At 64.5% G+C, this 17,218-nt stretch carries 15 protein-coding genes and 3 rRNA genes; 7 read left to right on the top strand and 11 right to left on the bottom strand.

What is annotated here, in order from left to right:
* The first annotated feature begins 163 nt into the window (after positions 1-163).
* The 3 genes from ASE30_RS24380 to rrf (ASE30_RS24370) all read left to right on the top strand — a co-directional run bounded on the left by ASE30_RS24380 (position 164) and on the right by rrf (ASE30_RS24370) (position 3,689).
* Positions 164-3,048, top strand: a 23S ribosomal RNA gene (locus ASE30_RS24380).
* 201 nt (positions 3,049-3,249) lie between these two features.
* Positions 3,250-3,362, top strand: a 5S ribosomal RNA gene (gene rrf, locus ASE30_RS24375).
* Positions 3,363-3,576: 214 nt separating this feature from the next.
* Positions 3,577-3,689, top strand: a 5S ribosomal RNA gene (gene rrf / locus ASE30_RS24370).
* A 143-nt stretch (positions 3,690-3,832) separates the two neighbouring features.
* Here the strand turns inward: rrf (ASE30_RS24370) and ASE30_RS24365 are convergent.
* Positions 3,833-4,573, bottom strand: coding sequence for an aldolase (locus tag ASE30_RS24365; protein WP_057286848.1), 741 nt, complete (start codon positions 4,571-4,573; stop codon positions 3,833-3,835).
* Positions 4,574-4,617: 44 nt separating this feature from the next.
* Entirely contained in the window at positions 4,618-5,331 is a 714-nt protein-coding gene (locus ASE30_RS24360; RefSeq protein WP_057286847.1) for a haloacid dehalogenase type II, read from the bottom strand.
* A gap of 106 nt (positions 5,332-5,437) precedes the next feature.
* Between ASE30_RS24360 and ASE30_RS24355 the strand changes: the two genes are divergently transcribed.
* Positions 5,438-6,340: a LysR substrate-binding domain-containing protein gene (locus tag ASE30_RS24355; RefSeq protein ID WP_057286846.1), complete on the top strand. Its 903-nt coding sequence runs from the start codon at positions 5,438-5,440 to the stop codon at positions 6,338-6,340.
* Here the strand turns inward: ASE30_RS24355 and ASE30_RS24350 are convergent.
* From ASE30_RS24350 to ASE30_RS24340, 3 genes are all read right to left on the bottom strand, one after another.
* Complete coding sequence (locus ASE30_RS24350) at positions 6,316-6,720, bottom strand: YchJ family protein (RefSeq protein ID WP_057286845.1); 405 nt, start codon at positions 6,718-6,720, stop codon at positions 6,316-6,318. The genes ASE30_RS24355 and ASE30_RS24350 overlap by 25 nt on opposite strands.
* Before the next feature lie 17 nt (positions 6,721-6,737).
* Entirely contained in the window at positions 6,738-7,010 is a 273-nt protein-coding gene (locus ASE30_RS24345; RefSeq protein WP_057286844.1) for a GNAT family N-acetyltransferase, read from the bottom strand.
* 100 nt (positions 7,011-7,110) lie between these two features.
* Positions 7,111-8,061, bottom strand: a complete 951-nt coding sequence (locus ASE30_RS24340; protein WP_057286843.1) for a 3-hydroxyacyl-CoA dehydrogenase NAD-binding domain-containing protein — start codon at positions 8,059-8,061, stop codon at positions 7,111-7,113.
* A 113-nt stretch (positions 8,062-8,174) separates the two neighbouring features.
* On the opposite strand from ASE30_RS24340, the gene ASE30_RS24335 reads away from it, so the two are divergent.
* On the top strand, positions 8,175-8,801 hold the full coding sequence (locus ASE30_RS24335; RefSeq protein ID WP_057286842.1) for a hypothetical protein: 627 nt from the start codon (positions 8,175-8,177) through the stop codon (positions 8,799-8,801).
* Positions 8,802-8,813: 12 nt separating this feature from the next.
* Here ASE30_RS24335 and ASE30_RS24330 read toward each other — a convergent pair whose 3' ends face one another.
* On the bottom strand, positions 8,814-10,214 hold the full coding sequence (locus ASE30_RS24330; protein ID WP_057286841.1) for an MFS transporter: 1,401 nt from the start codon (positions 10,212-10,214) through the stop codon (positions 8,814-8,816).
* 112 nt (positions 10,215-10,326) lie between these two features.
* Between ASE30_RS24330 and ASE30_RS24325 the strand changes: the two genes are divergently transcribed.
* Together ASE30_RS24325 and ASE30_RS24320 are read left to right on the top strand one after the other, a co-directional pair.
* Complete coding sequence (locus ASE30_RS24325) at positions 10,327-11,196, top strand: LysR family transcriptional regulator (RefSeq protein ID WP_057286840.1); 870 nt, start codon at positions 10,327-10,329, stop codon at positions 11,194-11,196.
* Between the two features lie 94 nt (positions 11,197-11,290).
* The gene (locus tag ASE30_RS24320; protein ID WP_057287056.1) at positions 11,291-12,706 is read left to right on the top strand and encodes an amidase family protein; all 1,416 of its coding nucleotides are present in this window, start codon (positions 11,291-11,293) and stop codon (positions 12,704-12,706) included.
* 33 nt (positions 12,707-12,739) lie between these two features.
* Here the strand turns inward: ASE30_RS24320 and ASE30_RS24315 are convergent, their stop codons facing one another.
* The 5 genes from ASE30_RS24315 to lptE form a co-directional block, all read right to left on the bottom strand.
* Positions 12,740-13,525: a 2-keto-4-pentenoate hydratase gene (locus ASE30_RS24315; RefSeq protein WP_057286839.1), complete on the bottom strand. Its 786-nt coding sequence runs from the start codon at positions 13,523-13,525 to the stop codon at positions 12,740-12,742.
* 4 nt (positions 13,526-13,529) lie between these two features.
* A complete protein-coding gene (locus ASE30_RS24310) occupies positions 13,530-13,910 on the bottom strand; it encodes a hypothetical protein (protein ID WP_200964475.1) in 381 nt (126 codons plus the stop codon).
* A gap of 178 nt (positions 13,911-14,088) precedes the next feature.
* Positions 14,089-15,369 (bottom strand): glutamate-5-semialdehyde dehydrogenase, encoded by a 1,281-nt coding sequence (locus ASE30_RS24305; protein WP_057286837.1) that lies wholly within the window; start codon positions 15,367-15,369, stop codon positions 14,089-14,091.
* Positions 15,370-15,486: 117 nt separating this feature from the next.
* Entirely contained in the window at positions 15,487-16,542 is a 1,056-nt protein-coding gene (gene holA, locus ASE30_RS24300; RefSeq protein WP_057286836.1) for a DNA polymerase III subunit delta, read from the bottom strand.
* Between the two features lie 4 nt (positions 16,543-16,546).
* Positions 16,547-17,209, bottom strand: a complete 663-nt coding sequence (gene lptE / locus ASE30_RS24295; protein ID WP_057286835.1) for an LPS assembly lipoprotein LptE — start codon at positions 17,207-17,209, stop codon at positions 16,547-16,549.
* Between the last annotated feature and the right edge of the window lie 9 nt (positions 17,210-17,218).

Here is a 17,218-nt window from a genome sequence, read left to right as displayed (position 1 = left end):
CACAACGAAATGTACCTATCAAGTAATCAGCTTGGCTGATGAAGATGGGTACGGGTTGTGATTGCATTATTTTGTTCCAAGTTCTCAAGACTGGGGTGMATAACCTCAGACTGCTTTGAAACTTATGAACGGYACTCAGGTCCTATAGCCTACAGCGTTATAGGATCAAGCGACTAAGTGCATATGGTGGATGCCTTGGCGATCACAGGCGATGAAGGACGTAGTAGCCTGCGAAAAGCTRCGGGGAGCTGGCAAACAAGCTTTGATCCGYAGATRTCCGAATGGGGAAACCCACYGCAGCAATGCRGTATCCCTAGCTGAATACATAGGCTAGTGGAAGCGAACCGGGTGAACTGAAACATCTCAGTAGCTCGAGGAAAAGAAATCAACCGAGATTCCGAAAGTAGTGGCGAGCGAAATCGGAAGAGCCTTTACGTTTTAGCATGCAAGATARTCGAAGGGGATGGAAAGCCCCGCCGTAGCAGGTGATAGCCCTGTAGAYGAAATTTTGTGTGTGGAACTAAGCGTAAGACAAGTAGGGCGGGACACGTGAAATCCTGTTTGAAGATGGGGGGACCATCCTCCAAGGCTAAATACTCGTGATCGACCGATAGTGAACCAGTACCGTGAGGGAAAGGCGAAAAGAACCCCGGAAGGGGAGTGAAATAGATCCTGAAACCGTATGCATACAAACAGTAGGAGCCTCCTTGTGGGGTGACTGCGTACCTTTTGTATAATGGGTCAGCGACTTACATTCAGTGGCAAGGTTAACCGAATAGGGAAGCCGTAGCGAAAGCGAGTCCGAATAGGGCGAATTAGTCGCTGGGTGTAGACCCGAAACCAGATGATCTATCCATGGCCAGGTTGAAGGCACGGTAACACGTGCTGGAGGACCGAACCCACTAATGTTGAAAAATTAGGGGATGAGCTGTGGATAGGGGTGAAAGGCTAAACAAATCTGGAAATAGCTGGTTCTCTCCGAAAACTATTTAGGTAGTGCCTCAAGTATTACTGCAGGGGGTAGAGCACTGTTATAGCTAGGGGGTCATGGCGACTTACCAAACTATGGCAAACTCCGAATACCTGCAAGTACAGCTTGGGAGACAGAGCACCGGGTGCTAACGTCCGGACTCAAGAGGGAAACAACCCAGACCGCCAGCTAAGGTCCCGAATTATCGCTAAGTGGGAAACGAAGTGGGAAGGCATAGACAGTCAGGAGGTTGGCTTAGAAGCAGCCATCCTTTAAAGAAAGCGTAATAGCTCACTGATCGAGTCGTCCTGCGCGGAAGATGTAACGGGGCTAAGCGATAAACCGAAGCTGCGGGTGTGCACTTTTAGTGCACGCGGTAGGAGAGCGTTCTGTAAGCCTGCGAAGGTGGCTTGTAAAGGCTGCTGGAGGTATCAGAAGTGCGAATGCTGACATGAGTAGCGATAAAGGGGGTGAAAAGCCCCCTCGCCGTAAGTCCAAGGTTTCCTGCGCAACGTTCATCGGCGCAGGGTGAGTCGGCCCCTAAGGCGAGGCAGAGATGCGTAGCTGATGGGAAACTGGTTAATATTCCAGTACCGTCGTACAGTGCGATGGGGGGACGGATCGCGGAAGATCATCAGGGTGTTGGATGTCCCTGTTGCTGYATCGAAGATGGCGCTTAGGCAAATCCGGGCGCGTAAATCAAGGGTRTGRCACGAGCGAGCATTGCTTGCGAAGTGATTGGAAGTGGTTCCAAGAAAAGCCTCTAAGCTTCAGCTGTRCGAGACCGTACCGCAAACCGACACAGGTGGACGGGATGAATATTCCAAGGCGCTTGAGAGAACTCAGGAGAAGGAACTCGGCAAATTGATACCGTAACTTCGGGAGAAGGTATACCCCGGTAGTGTGAAGCGCCTGCGCGCTTAGCATGATGGGGTCGCAGAGAATCGGTGGCTGCGACTGTTTATTAAAAACACAGCACTCTGCAAAGACGAAAGTCGACGTATAGGGTGTGACGCCTGCCCGGTGCCGGAAGGTTAAGTGATGGGGTGCAAGCTCTTGATCGAAGCCCCGGTAAACGGCGGCCGTAACTATAACGGTCCTAAGGTAGCGAAATTCCTTGTCGGGTAAGTTCCGACCTGCACGAATGGCGTAACGATGGCCACACTGTCTCCTCCTGAGACTCAGCGAAGTTGAAGTGTTTGTGATGATGCAATCTACCCGCGGCTAGACGGAAAGACCCCATGAACCTTTACTGTAGCTTTGCATTGATCTGTGAACCGGCCTGTGTAGGATAGGTGGGAGGCTTTGAAGCGTGGTCGCTAGATCACGTGGAGCCATCCTTGAAATACCACCCTGGTTTGTTTGCGGTTCTAACCTTGGTCCGTTATCCGGATCGGGGACAGTGCATGGTGGGCAGTTTGACTGGGGCGGTCTCCTCCCAAAGTGTAACGGAGGAGTTCGAAGGTACGCTAGGTACGGTCGGAAATCGTGCTGATAGTGCAATGGCATAAGCGTGCTTGACTGTGAGACTGACAAGTCGAACAGGTGCGAAAGCAGGACATAGTGATCCGGTGGTTCTGAATGGAAGGGCCATCGCTCAACGGATAAAAGGTACTCTGGGGATAACAGGCTGATACCGCCCAAGAGTTCATATCGACGGCGGTGTTTGGCACCTCGATGTCGGCTCATCTCATCCTGGGGCTGTAGCCGGTCCCAAGGGTATGGCTGTTCGCCATTTAAAGAGGTACGTGAGCTGGGTTTAAAACGTCGTGAGACAGTTTGGTCCCTATCTGCCGTGGGCGTTGGATACTTGACGGAGCCTGCTCCTAGTACGAGAGGACCGGAGTGGACGTACCTCTGGTGTACCGGTTGTCATGCCAATGGCATTGCCGGGTAGCTAAGTACGGAAGAGATAACCGCTGAAGGCATCTAAGCGGGAAACTCGTCTGAAGATAAGGTATCCCGGGGACTTGATCCCCCTGAAGGGTCGTTCGAGACCAGGACGTTGATAGGTCGGGTGTGGAAGCGCAGTAATGCGTTAAGCTAACCGATACTAATTGCCCGTGAGGCTTGATCCTATAACACTGATGGTTATTGACCTGGTGATGTAGCGTTCCAAGTGTCGTTCAATACAAAATCTGGCCGCACCGTCGGCGGCCAGCCAACACCAATTACATCCCYCTGTGCGTGATCATCGAGCCAGCCTCTGATCACCCACACGTTGTGTTTCTTCCAAGATTGGAGCCGTTGCCTAAACCGCAACCGCTCAACCAGTTACGCCTGACGACCATAGCAAGGTGGTACCACTCCTTCCCATCCCGAACAGGACAGTGAAACGCCTTCGCGCCGATGATAGTGGACGGACGTCTGTGAAAGTAGGTCATCGTCAGGCTTTTATTCCGCATATAACACTGATGGTTATGACCTGGTGATGTAGCGTTCCAAGTGTCGTTCAATACAAAATCTGGCCGCACCGTCGGCGGCCAGCCAACACCAATTACATCCCCCTGTGCGTGATCATCGAGCCCAGCCTCTGATCACCCACACGTTGTGTTTCTTCCAAGATTGGAGCTGTTGCCTAAACCGCAACCGCTCAACCAGTTACGCCTGACGACCATAGCAAGGTGGTACCACTCCTTCCCATCCCGAACAGGACAGTGAAACGCCTTCGCGCCGATGATAGTGGACGGACGTCTGTGAAAGTAGGTCATCGTCAGGCTTTTATTCCGCAAAACCCCACAGGTATCCCCTGTGGGGTTTTGTCTTTGTAAACCCCTCGCAGCTGACGCCGCGAGGGGTTTTTTCATGGGGCCGAGCGTTTACCGCAAGACCTGGCGCGGGAGGACGGGCCGCGCCGGAACATCAGGGCAACTGACGGCGCAGCGCGGCAAAAAAGAGTTCGGACTGCAGGCGTTCGCTCTGGACTTGGGCGGCGACCTTGGCCGCCAGATCCGGATTGACGGGTTTTAAGGGGCGTCCCGTTGATTGCGCCAGCACCTGCGCCATGCAGGCGCGCTCGAGAAAGAAGAGATCGTCGTAGGCATAGTCCAGGCGGTCGCCGCAGACCACGACACCGTGATTGCCCAGAAACACGATATCCGCGCCCTGCATGGCGTGAGCGATGCGTTCGCCTTCGCTGACGTCCAGCGCCAGGCCGTTGTAGTGCTCGTCGATGGCCAGGCGTCCGTGAAAGCGCATCGCGTTCTGAGACAAGGCGGTGTCGAGCCCCCGGTCCGACGTGAGCGTCAACGCCGTGGCATAGGGCATGTGTGTGTGCAGCACACAGGCCTTGCCGGCGATGCGATGGATGGCGGCGTGGATGAACATGGCCGTGGGTTCGACGTCATGACGGCCAGCGAGCTTGTTGCCGTGGGCGTCGATCAGCACGATGTCGTCCGCCTGCACTTCGTGCCACATCAGGCCGCGCGGGTTAAGCAGGAAATGGTCGGGATCGCCGGGAAGCGCCACGCTGAAGTGGTTGCAGACGCCTTCGCCCAGGCCGTGGGCGGCGGCGGCCCGCAGCGCCAGCGCCAGGTCGGCCCGCAATGCGGCGACGGGTTCGGCGTGAAATAGCGCGTTGGCGAAGCGGGGTTCTTGATTCATGGAGGCGTTCCTGGAGACGGATCAGGGTTGAGAATCGAAGGGAGTCAGAGCCAGCCGGCCGTACGGAACAGGCCGGGGACACGATCCAGTGTCGATACGGTAGCGTCCGGCCGGTAGTCAGGCAAGGGCTGGCGGCCAGTACCGCGGTCGATCCATACGCAACGAAACCCGATGTCGCGGGCGGCCGCGTGGTCCAGATGAGGGCTGGCGCAAATGTGGACGACCTCGTCGGGGGTGACGCCGAGGCGCTCGTGAGCATGCGCGAAAATTTTGCGAGACGGTTTGTAGGCACCGGCCTGTTCGGCCGTGATGACGAGGTCGATATGTCCGCCTAGTTGCGCGACATTGCCGGCGATGATGCTGTCGTCCGTGTTGGAGATGATGCATAGCCGGTAGCCGGCCTGTTTCAGCGCGGCCAGCGTCGCGACGACTTCCGGAAACGGGGGCATCGCGGAAATGCTGTCCGTGAGGATGTCGGCGTCTTCGGGCCGCTGCGCAAGACCGAAATCATCCATGGCGAGGCGCAGGGCTTCCCGGGAAACGTCGGCGAAAAGGCGGTGCGGCGGCGTGCGCTCCAGGCGGTGCTCGTGTTCATCGTAGGCGCGAAGGAATTGTTGGGCGGTCGGCATTTGGCGCGTAGTCGGGGAGGCGGCCAGAATGCGGGCCACGGCGGCTTGCAGGCCTTCGTCCCATTGGATGAGCGTCCCGTAGCAGTCGAAGGTAAGCCATTGGGGACGGGGCAGATGGTCTAGCGGCATGTCGGATTCCTTGGACGTGGAGTGAACCTCAGCGTAGGCGCCGCCGGCACAGTTGTAAAATTAATAAATACACTCTAGATAGTTGACCTTTCAATATCGAGATCTCATGCTGGATCTGGAACTACTTAAAACCCTGGTCTGCGTCGTGGATGAAGGCAGTTTCACGCGCGCCGCGCACCGCGTGCACCGGACTCAGTCGACGGTGAGCCAGCAGGTGCGCAAGCTTGAGCAGAGCGTGGGCAAGACCTTGCTGTGGCGGGACAGGACCGGCGGCAACGTGTCGGCGACCGAGGACGGCGAACTGATGCTGGCCTATGCACGGCGGCTCTTGGCAATTGCCGGCGAGGCCGAGCATGTGCTGTCGGCGCCCAGGGCGGCGCAAGTGCTGCGGCTAGGAGTGCCCGAGGATTTCGATGTGGCGCGGTTGACCGCGTTGCTGGCCGGTTTTGCGGCAAACCACGCGGACGTGCGCCTGGAAACCCTTAGCGGCATGAGCGCCGACCTGCGCGCCGGGCTGGCGTCGGGGGACCTGGATCTGGCGCTCGTCAAGCGCGAGCCCGGCGACGGGCCTTGCCTGGGCGCATGGCCGGAACGCCTGGTCTGGGTGGGCGGGCGCCAGTGGAGGCCGGACGCGGCCGTGGTGCCGCTGGTGTTGTTTCCTCAGGGATGCATCTATCGCAAGCGGATGATCTACGCGCTGGAGAGCGCGGGGCGGCCTTGGCATGTGGCGTATCACAGCCATAGCCTGGCGGGCGTGCAGGCCGCGGTCGCTGCCGGGTTGGGCGTGAGCCTGCTGCCGGCATTTGCGCGCCTGGAGACGCATGCGGAATTGGGCGCAACGGACGGCTTTGCGGCGGTGCCGCTCACGGAGCTGGCGATCATCGGCGGCCAGCACGCCTTGAGCCCCATCGAACAGGACCTTCTGGCGGCGTTGAAGCAGGCCATCGGCGGCGACGACAAGGCGCTGCCGGCAGGCGCCGGCGATCAGCCCAGATCGCCATCCACGTAAAACCACTGGCCGCCTTCCAGGACAAATCGGCTGGTCTCGTGCATCCGGCTGGCGCGGCCCGCCTGCCGGCTTCTGGCGACGAATTCCACAGTGGCGTGACTGGCATCCTGCGTAGCCGCCGCCTTGATTTCCAGGCCCAGCCATTTCAGGTCGGGCGGATTCGGGGCAAGCGATTCGGGACGCGTGCTGGGATGCCAGGTCGCAAGCAGGTACGGCAGCTTGTCCAGCACGAAGGCGCTATAGCGGGAGCGCATGAGGGCTTCGGCAGTGGGCGCCTGCATCGCGAGGGGGCCGTCATGCCAGCGTCCGCAGCAGTCGGGATACGGGCGGGCGCCGCCGCAAGGGCAGGGCGTCTTCGAGGTGCTGGATTTCTTGGACACGTGGGATGGCGGGGCACTCAGGCCAACAGGTCGTTGTATTCGGGGTGGCGGCGCATGTAGGCATCGGCGTAGGAGCACAAGGGCCGGACCTTCCAGCCGTTGGCGCGTGCCGCCAGCAGCGCCTGGCGGGTCAGTTCGGCCGCGATGCCGCGTCCGCCGACCGCGCTGGGGACGCCGGTGTGGGTGATGGCCATGGCGCCGCCCTGCAGCTGGTAGTCCAGCACGCACAGCACGCCGTCTACGGTGGCGGTGAAGCGGGAGCGGGCGGTGTCTTGCGTGACGGAAATCATTCGGCAGCCTTTTTGGGGTGAGGGCGGGGCCGCAGCCCCGTTTCATGGCTTCCAGGATACCAGCGCCGCCGCCCCGTCCGGCCTGGAGGAGCCGTCCCCTTCAGCGATGCAAGGTTTTCAGCAGCGCGGTGAGTTGCGAATCGCGCGCCTCGACCAGATCGGCGATGCTGCGATGGCCGGCTTCGGCGTTGACGCCTTCGATCAGGCGCCGCTGCAATTCGGGCGTGACGTCGGGTGCGCCCAGGTCGTCCCACCAGGTCTGCACGGGCCCCAGCAGATGGTGCATGAAATGCGCCAGGCCGCCTTCGCCGCCGCCAAGGTTGAACGTCATGTGCGGGCCGAACAGGGCCCAGCGCAGGCCGGGGCCTTGCGAGACCGCGGCATCGATGTCGGCCACCGTCGCGACGTTTTCGGCGGCCAGGTGTATGGCTTCACGCCAGAGCGCGGCTTGAAGGCGATTGGCGATGTGGCCGGGCACTTCCTTGTTGAGGCGGATGGGGTGCTTGCCCATGCTGCGATAGAACGCGATGCTGCGGTCGATAGTGGCGGCAGACGTCTGAGAGCCCCCCACCACCTCCACCAGCGGGATCAGGTGGGGCGGGTTGAACGGGTGGCCGATGACGAAGCGCTCGGCGTGCCGGCAGCGGGATTGCAGGCGGCTCATGATCAAGCCGGACGAACTGGAGGCGACGATCGCGTGCGGAGGCAGGATGGCATCCATGCGCTCGAAAAGATCTATCTTGAAGTCCTCGCGCTCGGGCGCGTTTTCCTGCACGAAATCCACGCCGGCCAGGGCCGCTTCCAGATCGGGTTCGAAGCGCAGCGCGTCGGGCGAGGCGCCCGGCTGCACGTGTCCCAGTTCGGTCAGGACAGGCCATGCGGCCTGTACGCGGGCGCGGGTCTGGCCTTCCGCATGGGCGCCGGGATCGCTGACCACGACTTCCAGGCCGTGGGCCAGGAACAGCGCGGCCCAACTGGCGCCGATGGTGCCCGCGCCGACCACGGCGACGCGGCGGATGTCGAGGGAGCTGGGCGTGGCGGTGCTGGACATGCGGGTCTCCTGTTCTTGGGTGCGGTGTCATTGTGAAGCAAACGCCGGGGCGTTGCCACGCCGGCGCGGTCACGGCAAGATGGCGGATCTTCCCCCGACGCTTGGAGCCGTGGATGAATGCAACACCCGTCCCAGGGGCCGTGCCGTACTTCTGCCAGTGGGAGTCCGCGCATCTGGCGGGCGCGATCATCCGCAAGGAGCTGGCGCTGGCCGACGATCCCGCCTGGCGCGCGTCGGGCGCACGGAACATTGACGAATATGTGCGCTGGGCCAGCCACGTCTGCGGCATGGCATGCCTGAAGATGGTGTTGGCGGCCCGCGGCGGCCAGACGCATCCCACGCTGGAACTGGCCCGCCGCAGCCTGCCCTTTGGCGCCTACGTCGAGCAGCCGGATGGCGGCATCAAGGGCCTGATCTACGCGCCGTTCGTGCGCTATGTCGCCGACGTGTTCGGGCTGGAGGCCCAGGTGCGCGTCGACCTGCCGGCCGCTGGATTGCCGGCGTTATTGGCGCAGGCCGAGTATTTCATGGCCTCGGTGCATCCCTGGATACGCTGGCCGGAGCGGCAGCCGCCCGGGAAGGGCGGGCACCTGGTGCTGGTGACGCGCGCGACGCCGGACTCGGTGACGTTTCATAATCCATCGGGCGAGCCGGGGACGCAGGCGGATGTCGAGCTGCCGCTGGCGGTGTTCGACGCCTTCTTCGCGGGGCGCGGCGTGGCGATCCTGAAGGCGGGCTAGGCGCCGCCAGCCTCAGGCATTGCGTGCGCGGCGCAGATGCCGCCATGTCAGCACGGCCGCGGCCAGATAGCCGATCGCGATGACGGTATACGCGGCGGGCAGGCTGGCGTTCCAATCCGGCAGCAGGTGCAGGATGGTGCCCATGACCGCGACGCCGACCAGCGCGCCCGATTGGCGGTTGGCGTTCAGGGCGGCGGCCGCGCTGTTGGCGTGGCGCTTGCCGGACACCTGCATGACGACGCTGGTCATTGCCGGCACCGCGATCCCCACGCCAAGATTGGCCAGCGCAACGACAATTGCCAACGGCCAGTAGGCGATATCCGGCGAGAAGGCGAAGATGCCGGCCGCACTCATCGCCGCGGCGAGCGATATGCCTCCCAACAGCGAGGCCGACACATTCCAGCGGGCCGACACGCGGCCGGAGATCAGGTTGCCGATGGAGAACACCGCCAGCATCGGCACCAGCTGGATGCCGGTCTGCAGCGCATCGGCGCCGCGCGCGTGCTGCAGGAACAGGCTGAGCAGAAAGAGCTGGCCGTAGGCCGCGAGGTTGATCAGAAAACCCACGCCGTTGGCGGCGGCAAACTGAGTCGTCGCGAAGAGCGCGCGCGGGATGATGGGGTCGGCATGGCGCCGTTCACGCCGCACCAGCAGCGCCACCGCCGCCACGCACAGGACCGTCGTGCCGGCGATGCGGGCGGACGTCCAGCCGTAGGCATTGCCCTGGATCAGCACGAAGCATAGCGAGGACAGCGCAACGACGCCCAGCACGTGACTGACCGGGTTGAGCGCGCGGGGACGGCGCGGCGCCGCCTGGATGCGGCGGCGCGCCAGCCACAGGCCGGCCAGCCCCAGCGGGATATTGATGAGAAAGATGCCGCGCCAGCCGAACTGGTGGATCAGGACGCCCCCCAGCAGGGGGCCGGACGCGCCCGCGACCGCCACGATCGCCGACCATGCGGCCAGCATGCGGTTGCGCACCTGTTCGTCGTCATAGGCGTGGGTGAGCAGGCTGAGCGAGCTGGGCATGAACAGCGCGGCGCCCACGCCCTGCAGCATGCGGGCGGCGATCAGGGTATTCGCGTCCGGAGCCAGGCCGCACAGCAGGGACGCCACCGTGAACACGCCCAGGCCGGCCAGATAGAGGGTTTTGGCGCCATAGCGGTCGGCCAGCGCGCCGGCCACCAGCAACAGGGCGGCGAAGGTGAGCGTGTAGCCGTCCACGATCCAGACCAGGTCGGTCAGCGGCACGGTGAACTGGACGGCGATGCTGGGCAGCGCCACGTTGACGACCGTGACATCCAGCATGGCCATCACGAATCCGATGGCCAGGGTGACCAGCGGCAGCCAGCCGGCGATGACGGGCGGGGCATCCAGTGATGGCGTGGGGGCTTGGTGGCAGGCGGAACGCATGGCGGGAATTTCTGAGCAGCTGGTGAGGGGGGAAGCTTAAGAGGTTTCCAGAATGCAAAAAAGCTGAATAACTGCTTTATAGTCATGCAAAATTGCATCGGGTGGGGGCGACATGGATTGGGACAATGCCAGAGTTTTCCTGGCCATTCATCGGGTAGGCACGCTGCGCGGGGCCGCCGCCCTGCTGCAAATCGACCAGGCCACCGCGGGCAGGCGCCTGGCGGCCCTGGAGTCGTCGCTGGACGCGCGGCTGTTCCTGCGCACGCCCGGCGGCTATGTGCCCACCGCGGCGGGCGAGCTCGCGTTTGCCGCGGCCGAGCGCATGGAGCAGGCCGCCGACCAGCTCCAGCGCCAAATGCAGGGGCTGGACCACCGGCTGTCGGGCGTGGTCCGCGTCGCGACCTCTGAAACGGTGGCCCGCTACTTCATTATGGAGGCCATACGCCGGGTCCATGCGCAGCACCCGGACATCCGGGTAGTGCTTTCCACGGCGATCCAGATCAGCAATCTGACGCGCCGCGAAGCGGACCTGGCGATCCGGAACATCAAGCCCGACAATCCCGACCTGATCCAACGCCATCTGGCGCGCAAGGAAGTGGGACTGTACGCGTCGCGCGCGTATCTGGCCGCGCATGGAGAACCGCGTCCGGGCACCGCGTTCGCGGGGCACACGCTGGTGGCGTATCAGCAATCGGTCCTTCCCGGGTGGTCGGATGCCTTCTGCGGCGAGCCCACCGGCAACGGCCGCATCGGGGTCGAGGTCAATAGCGGCCTGATGATCATCGAGGCGGTGGCGGCCGGACTGGGCATTGGCGAACTGCCCACGCATATGGCGCCGGATCATCCCGACCTGGTGCGCATCTGGCCGGGCCGCAGCGAAGCCTACGATCTGTGGCTGGTGATGCATGGCGATCTGAACCGCACCGCGCGGGTGCGGGCGGTGGCCGACGCGATCGTCGAGGTCTTCGAAGAGGACAAGTAGCGGCGCCACGGAAGCCAACGGCGGCTTGTGGGCCCGAGCCACAGGCGCTAAGGTTGGCCTGCCCGCAGGAAAACCACGACTACAGGAGTTGCGCGTGTCCGATCTTTGGCGTTTGTCCGCAGTTGAGCTTGCCGCACTTGTCCGCAAGCGTGAGGTGTCCGCAGTCGAGGCCGCGCAGAGCGCGCTGGCCCGGTTGGACGCCGTCAATCCCGCCATCAACGCGGTGGTGGACCACCGCCCCGATACCGTGCTGGCCCAGGCCGCCGAGGTGGATGCCGCCCTGGCGCGCGGCGAAGCCCCTGGCCTGCTGGCGGGCGTGCCCGTCACCGTCAAGGTCAACGTGGACCAGGCGGGTTTCGCCACCACCAACGGCGTGGGCCTGCAGAAGGATCTGATCGCCGCGGTGAACAGCCCCGTGGTGGACAACCTGCGGCGGGCGGGCGCGGTCATCCTTGGCCGCACCAATACCCCGGCGTTTTCGCTGCGCTGGTTCACCGGCAACGCATTGCACGGCGACACCCTCAATCCGCGCAACCCGGCGCTGACGCCGGGCGGCTCGTCGGGCGGCGCGGCATCGGCGGTGGCCGCGGGCATCGGGCATCTGGCGCACGGCACGGACATCGCAGGCTCGATCCGCTATCCCGCCTACGCTTGCGGCGTGCATGGCCTGCGCCCCTCGCTGGGCCGGGTGCCCGCCTATAACGCCGCCTTGCCCGAACGTTCCATCGGGGGGCAGCTTACGGCCGTGTCGGGCCCCCTGGGCCGCAGTATCGCCGACCTGCGGCTCGGACTGGCCGTGCTGTCCGCCCCGGACCCCCGCGACCCGTGGTGGACGCCGGCGCCGCTGGTCGGCCCGGACGCGCCGCGCCGGGCCGCGCTGTGCGTGAACCCGGAGGGCATGGACACCGAGCCCGCCGTCGTGAAGGCGCTGCAGGAAGCGGCGCGGCGGCTGAGCGAAGCCGGCTGGACAGTGGACACGCTGGACGCGATTCCGCCGATGCAGGAGGCCGCGGATCTTCAGATACGCATGTGGATGGCGGATGGCTACGACGCCATGGTGTCGGCCGCCGAGAAAGAGGGCGACCGCGGCGCGCTGGTCGCGCTGGCTGGCCAACGCGACAGGGCCGCCAGCGCCGACCTGGCCAGTTTTTCGGCGGTGCTGACCCGGCGCGCGACGCTGACGCGCCTGTGGGAATTGTTTTTCGCGGATTATCCGGTGCTGCTGCTGCCGGTGTCGGCTGAGCTGCCTTTCCCCGACAAGCTGGACCTGCAGGGCGATGCCGCGTATGCGCGAGTCTGGCGGGCGCAGACGACCCAGATCGGCGTGCCGTTCATGGGCCTTCCCGGGCTTTCCGTCGCCATGGGCAGCGCCATGAGCAGCGCGGGGCCCAGCCCGGTCGGCGTGCAGGTGGTGGCGGGGCGCTACCGCGAAGACCTGTGCCTGGCGGCGGGCGAAATCATCGAGGCGGCGGGCGAACCCATCCGCATCGCCGAACCCGCGCCGCGCTAGCAGGCCACGAGGCGTCGCCGCGCGCCCGCCCGCCTACTTGGCGAAGCGGACCCGGAGCACGCCGAGGTCGCCGTAGACTAATTCGAGGTCCCTATTGGCGGGCACGTCCAGGAAGCCGGCATAAGAGCCGGTGATGACGTGCTGGCCGGCCGCGAGGCCCAGGCCTTGTTCGCGCAAGAAGTTGGCCAGCCAATACAGCCCGGCCTTGGGGCGCTCGTTCGGGTGGATGCCGGCGTGCTGCTCGATTTCGGCGCCGTCCACGGACAGCGTGAGGTTCATGCTGCTGGGCGCGGCGTCAGGCGACGCGATGCGCGGACCCAGCACCAGTCCCAGATTGAACATGTGGTCGGCCAGAAGCTCGGGCAGGCTGGCATGCTCCGGGGACGCGTACCGGCAGCCCAGCACTTCGAGCGCAAGGCGCGCGCCGCCGATGGCGGCATCGATTTCGGCTTCGGTGTAGGGGGCATCGCGGGCGGGCAGATCCCGGGCGATTTCGAATGCGATTTCCGGTTCGATGCGCACGATGTCCGCGCTCGCGGGGATCGGACCGGCGCCGGCATCGGCGGCTGTCGATGCATAGATGGGAGCGACGACGGTCTTTTCGGGCGAAGGCAGTGCGCTCTTCCAGGCGGCGATGCGGTCTTGCCTGGTCTCGCGCAGCAACTGCGCGGTGCGTTGCTGCACGGCGAAGGCCTGGCCCAGCGACTGCGGGCGGCAGGCGGCGGGCAGGCGCGGTCCGGCGATGCCGGAATCGCGGGCGGCGATCAGGTAGCGGGCGGCATCAAGGCTGCCAGGATAGTCTTCGAATCGGATCTGCATGCGTTCAGGTCCCCAGATACAGCATGATCCAGAGAACGATCATGGCGATCAGGCCCAGCCAGCAGGAACCCCAGAAGCCGACGATCGGCCATTTCAGGGACAGGGGTGTCTTCTTGGGATCGACGTGGCCGAGCAGGTCATTGGCGTTGCCGACGAGCCAGAAGCGCGTGCCCGGAAACATCAGGCGGAAGAAGTAGTCGAGCATGATCGCCGCCTGGATCGACAGCGGATACTGACTGAACGGGCGGTGCTGCAGAAAGGGGTGCTTCAGGGTGGCGTTGATCTGCTTGCTCTTGAAGAAGAACAGGACGATGCCGCTGATCGAGCAGGTGATGAAGCACAGCACGAAGAGGCTGAAGGCCATGGCCATGACTGGTGAATGCATGGGAGATCTCAAAAATGCGCGGCGGCGCCGCGTCGGGATGAAAAGAAGGCGGAACGAAAACTCTGGCCGTATTGTAGAAGGCTTGGCGCGGCCGCGTGTTCAGGGCCGCGTCAGGGCTCGCGCCCGGCGCTCAGGGCTCGCGTCCCGGCGCGATGGCGGGGGCGCGGACGGCGGCGGTTCAGCTGCGCACCTGGCCCTCGCCGGTCAGTATCCATTTCAGCGTGGTCAAGCCTTCCAGCCCCACGGGGCCGCGCGCATGCAGCCGATTCGTGGAGATTCCGATCTCGGCGCCCAGGCCGTATTCGAAGCCGTCGGCAAAGCAGGTCGGAAGATTGACGTAGACCGAACTGGAGTCGACCTCGCGCTGGAAGCGCTGCGCCGCGGACAGGTCTTCCGTGACGATGGCCTCGGTGTGGCCCGATCCCCAGCGCGCGATATGTTCGAGCGCGTCGTCCAGCGTGTCGACGATGCGCACGGCCAGGATCGGCCCCAGAAATTCCGTGGCCCAGTCTTCCTCGGAGGCCGGCGTGGCGTGCGGCAGCAGCGCCAGCGTGCGCGGGCAGCCGCGCAGTTCCACGCCGTGCTCGGCGAAGGCCGCGGCCAGGCTGGGCAAGATGGAGACCGCCGCCACCGCGTCGACCAACAGCGTTTCCATCGCGCCGCAGATGCCATAGCGATAGGTCTTGGCGTTGAAGGCGATGGCGTGCGCCTTGTCCGGGTCGGCGGCCGCGTCGATGTAGATGTGGCAGTTGCCGTCCAGGTGCTTGATGAGCGGCACGCGGGCCTCCTGGGAGAGGCGCGCGATCAGGCCCTTGCCGCCGCGGGGCACGATGACGTCGATGTGCTCGGTCATGGTGATGAGCTTGCCGACGGCGGCCCGGTCGGCGGTGGCCACGACCTGCACCGCGTCCTGCGGCAGGCCGGCGGCCGCAAGGCCCAACTGCACGATGCGGCCCAGCGCGATATTGGAGTGCAGCGCCTCGCTGCCGCCGCGCAGAATGGCGGCGTTGCCGGATTTCAGGCACAACGCGGCGGCATCGATGGTGACGTTGGGACGCGATTCGTAGATGATGCCGATCACGCCCAGCGGAACCCGCATCTGCGCGACGCGCATGCCATTGGGCCGCACGGTGGTGGCGGTGATGCTGCCGATGGGGTCGGGCAGGGCGGCGATCTGACGCAGGCCTTCGGCCATATGCGCCAGCGTCTTGTCCGATAGGGTCAGGCGGTCCAGCAGCGCCGGTTCCAGGCCATTGGCGCGGGCGGCGGCGACGTCCTGTTCGTTGGCGGCCTTCAGCTCGTCATGGCTGGCGGCCAGCGCGTCGGCCATGGCCAGCAGCGCCTGGTTCTTGGCGGCGCTGTTGGCGCGCATCATGGCGCGCGAGGCGCGGCGGGCATTCTCGCCCAGGGCGATCATGGCTTGTTCGATGGAGGACGAGGACATGGCGGCGTCGGTCATGGAGGTGGGGCGGCGCGGGCGCCGCCTGAAGAATCAGTGTATATCCGGCGGATGGCCGGGCGAAATCCGGTCGGCCGACCGGATGGGAGCAAGGCGAAGGCGGCGGCTATGCCGCCTTCACGGTCGTCCGCCGGCGGCGGCGACGCGCAACGCCAGCCGGGTCATTTCTTCCCAGGGGTCTGAAAGGCGCCCGGGCACGGACAGGCCCTTGATCAAGCGGTCGACTTCGTGGGCGTGCTGCACGGCGGCGGGCCAGACGCCGGGCTGGACCCGGCTCAGGGCCTGCAGCGCCAGACGTTCGTGGGCGCCGAAGATGCGCAGGCGGCGCATCAGGCCGTTGACATCCTGGCCCAGCGCGCGCGCCTCGGCGACGCGGGCGAGCAGGCGGATTTCTTCGCCGACCGCCCACAGCACCAGCGGCAGGGCCTCGCCCTCGGCGCGCAAGCCATCGATCATGCGGATGGTGCGGCCGATGTCGCCGGCCAGCATCGCATCACGCAGGCCGAACACGTCGTAGCGTGCCACGTTGAGCACGGCGCGCTCCACGTCCTGCGCCGCAAGCTGGCCTTCGGGGTACAGCAAGCCCAGCTTCTGGATTTCCTGGTGGGCGGCGAGCAGATTGCCTTCGACTTTGTCGGCCATCCATTGCAGCGTGGCGCTGTCGGCGCGCTGGTTCTGGCGGGCCAGCCGCATGCCGACCCAGGCGGGCAGGCGGCCCCGTTCGATGTTGGCGATGTCGACCATCATGCCGGCGCGGCTCAACGCCTGGACCCAGCGGCTTTCGCGGGTGGCCTTGTCCAGCCGGGGCAGGGCGATCAATACCAGGGTGTCCGGATCCGCCTGCTTTTCGGCCTGTTCGGCGAGTTTCGCCAGGGTGTCGGCGCCGGATTTGCCCGGCTTGCCGGTGGGGATCTTGATTTCAAGGATGCGGCGGTCGCCGAACAGCGACACGCTCTGGGTGGCGGCGGTGACGGAGCTCCAGTCGCTGCGCGCGTCCATGACCATGGACAGGCGCTCGGTGTAGCCGGCGTTGCGCGCGGACGCGCGCAGCGCGTCCACGGCCTCTGTTACCAGCAGAGGCTCGTCGCCGGACACCGTGTACAGCGGCGCCAGCCGGTTGCCCGGCCGCTGCAGGTGTTCGGCCAGGCGATCCGCGTCCAGAGGCTGTGCCATGAAACTAGCGCACGTTGGTCGGGTCGGTGACGGACGGCGTCTGCCACGGGGTGGGCACACGCTGTTGCTGCGGCTGGTTCGGATCGAACAGCGGAACCTGGCTATTTTCGCCGCGTTCTTCCGCGTTTTCGAACGCCTTGCGCACGTCGGGTGCCGTGATACGGCGCAGCAGGCGCGATACCAGATCGCGCTGCATGGCCTTGAACAGGGTCTCGATCTGGCCCTGCTTGGCCTGCACGACCTGGTCGTCGTAAGGCATTTCGCGGTAGATGGACAGCGTCGTGTCCGGGATCAGCGCGCGGCCTTCGGCGTCGATCAGGCGGAACGTGTAGTTGATGCCGAGTTCGTAGGATTCGACACGCCCTTGGGCGTTCAGCGAGACCTCGCGCAAGGTGCGCGAATCGGACACCTGCTGAAGAATGGCCTGAGCTTCCTTGGGCTTTTCCACCAGTTTCGTGTCGGGTGACGCCGCGCGCAGGGCGCGGCGCACATCGGCGCCGAATTGGGTGTTGTCCGGGATGCCCACGTACATTCTTTCGAACGGCATCGGGGTCACGCCGCGCAGCGCGAAGCCGCAGGCGGTGAGCAGCATGAACAGCGCCAGGCAGGCGCCGCGCAGCAGCCAGGATTGGCGGGGAAGATGCGTTTGTTGCCCGGCGAAGTGCATGCTTGACCT

This window comes from Achromobacter sp. Root83 (genome assembly GCF_001428845.1).
Classification (GTDB): domain Bacteria; phylum Pseudomonadota; class Gammaproteobacteria; order Burkholderiales; family Burkholderiaceae_B; genus Achromobacter.
The sequence above is the reverse complement of the archived record's forward strand: the minus strand, read 5'-3'. Positions and strand labels throughout refer to the sequence as shown.

What these genes read in the sequence shown, in the direction of transcription:
- ASE30_RS24360 (WP_057286847.1), bottom strand. Translation starts at nt 5,331, where the DNA reads ATGCCGCTAGACCATCTGCCCCGTCCCCAATGGCTTACCTTCGACTGC.
- ASE30_RS24340 (WP_057286843.1), bottom strand. Translation starts at nt 8,061, where the DNA reads ATGTCCAGCACCGCCACGCCCAGCTCCCTCGACATCCGCCGCGTCGCC.
- ASE30_RS24355 (WP_057286846.1), top strand. Translation starts at nt 5,438, where the DNA reads ATGCTGGATCTGGAACTACTTAAAACCCTGGTCTGCGTCGTGGATGAA.
- ASE30_RS24345 (WP_057286844.1), bottom strand. Translation starts at nt 7,010, where the DNA reads ATGATTTCCGTCACGCAAGACACCGCCCGCTCCCGCTTCACCGCCACC.
- ASE30_RS24330 (WP_057286841.1), bottom strand. Translation starts at nt 10,214, where the DNA reads ATGCGTTCCGCCTGCCACCAAGCCCCCACGCCATCACTGGATGCCCCG.
- ASE30_RS24305 (WP_057286837.1), bottom strand. Translation starts at nt 15,369, where the DNA reads ATGACCGACGCCGCCATGTCCTCGTCCTCCATCGAACAAGCCATGATC.
- lptE (WP_057286835.1), bottom strand. Translation starts at nt 17,209, where the DNA reads ATGCACTTCGCCGGGCAACAAACGCATCTTCCCCGCCAATCCTGGCTG.
- ASE30_RS24365 (WP_057286848.1), bottom strand. Translation starts at nt 4,573, where the DNA reads ATGAATCAAGAACCCCGCTTCGCCAACGCGCTATTTCACGCCGAACCC.
- ASE30_RS24315 (WP_057286839.1), bottom strand. Translation starts at nt 13,525, where the DNA reads ATGCAGATCCGATTCGAAGACTATCCTGGCAGCCTTGATGCCGCCCGC.
- holA (WP_057286836.1), bottom strand. Translation starts at nt 16,542, where the DNA reads ATGGCACAGCCTCTGGACGCGGATCGCCTGGCCGAACACCTGCAGCGG.
- ASE30_RS24310 (WP_200964475.1), bottom strand. Translation starts at nt 13,910, where the DNA reads ATGCATTCACCAGTCATGGCCATGGCCTTCAGCCTCTTCGTGCTGTGC.
- ASE30_RS24325 (WP_057286840.1), top strand. Translation starts at nt 10,327, where the DNA reads ATGGATTGGGACAATGCCAGAGTTTTCCTGGCCATTCATCGGGTAGGC.
- ASE30_RS24335 (WP_057286842.1), top strand. Translation starts at nt 8,175, where the DNA reads ATGAATGCAACACCCGTCCCAGGGGCCGTGCCGTACTTCTGCCAGTGG.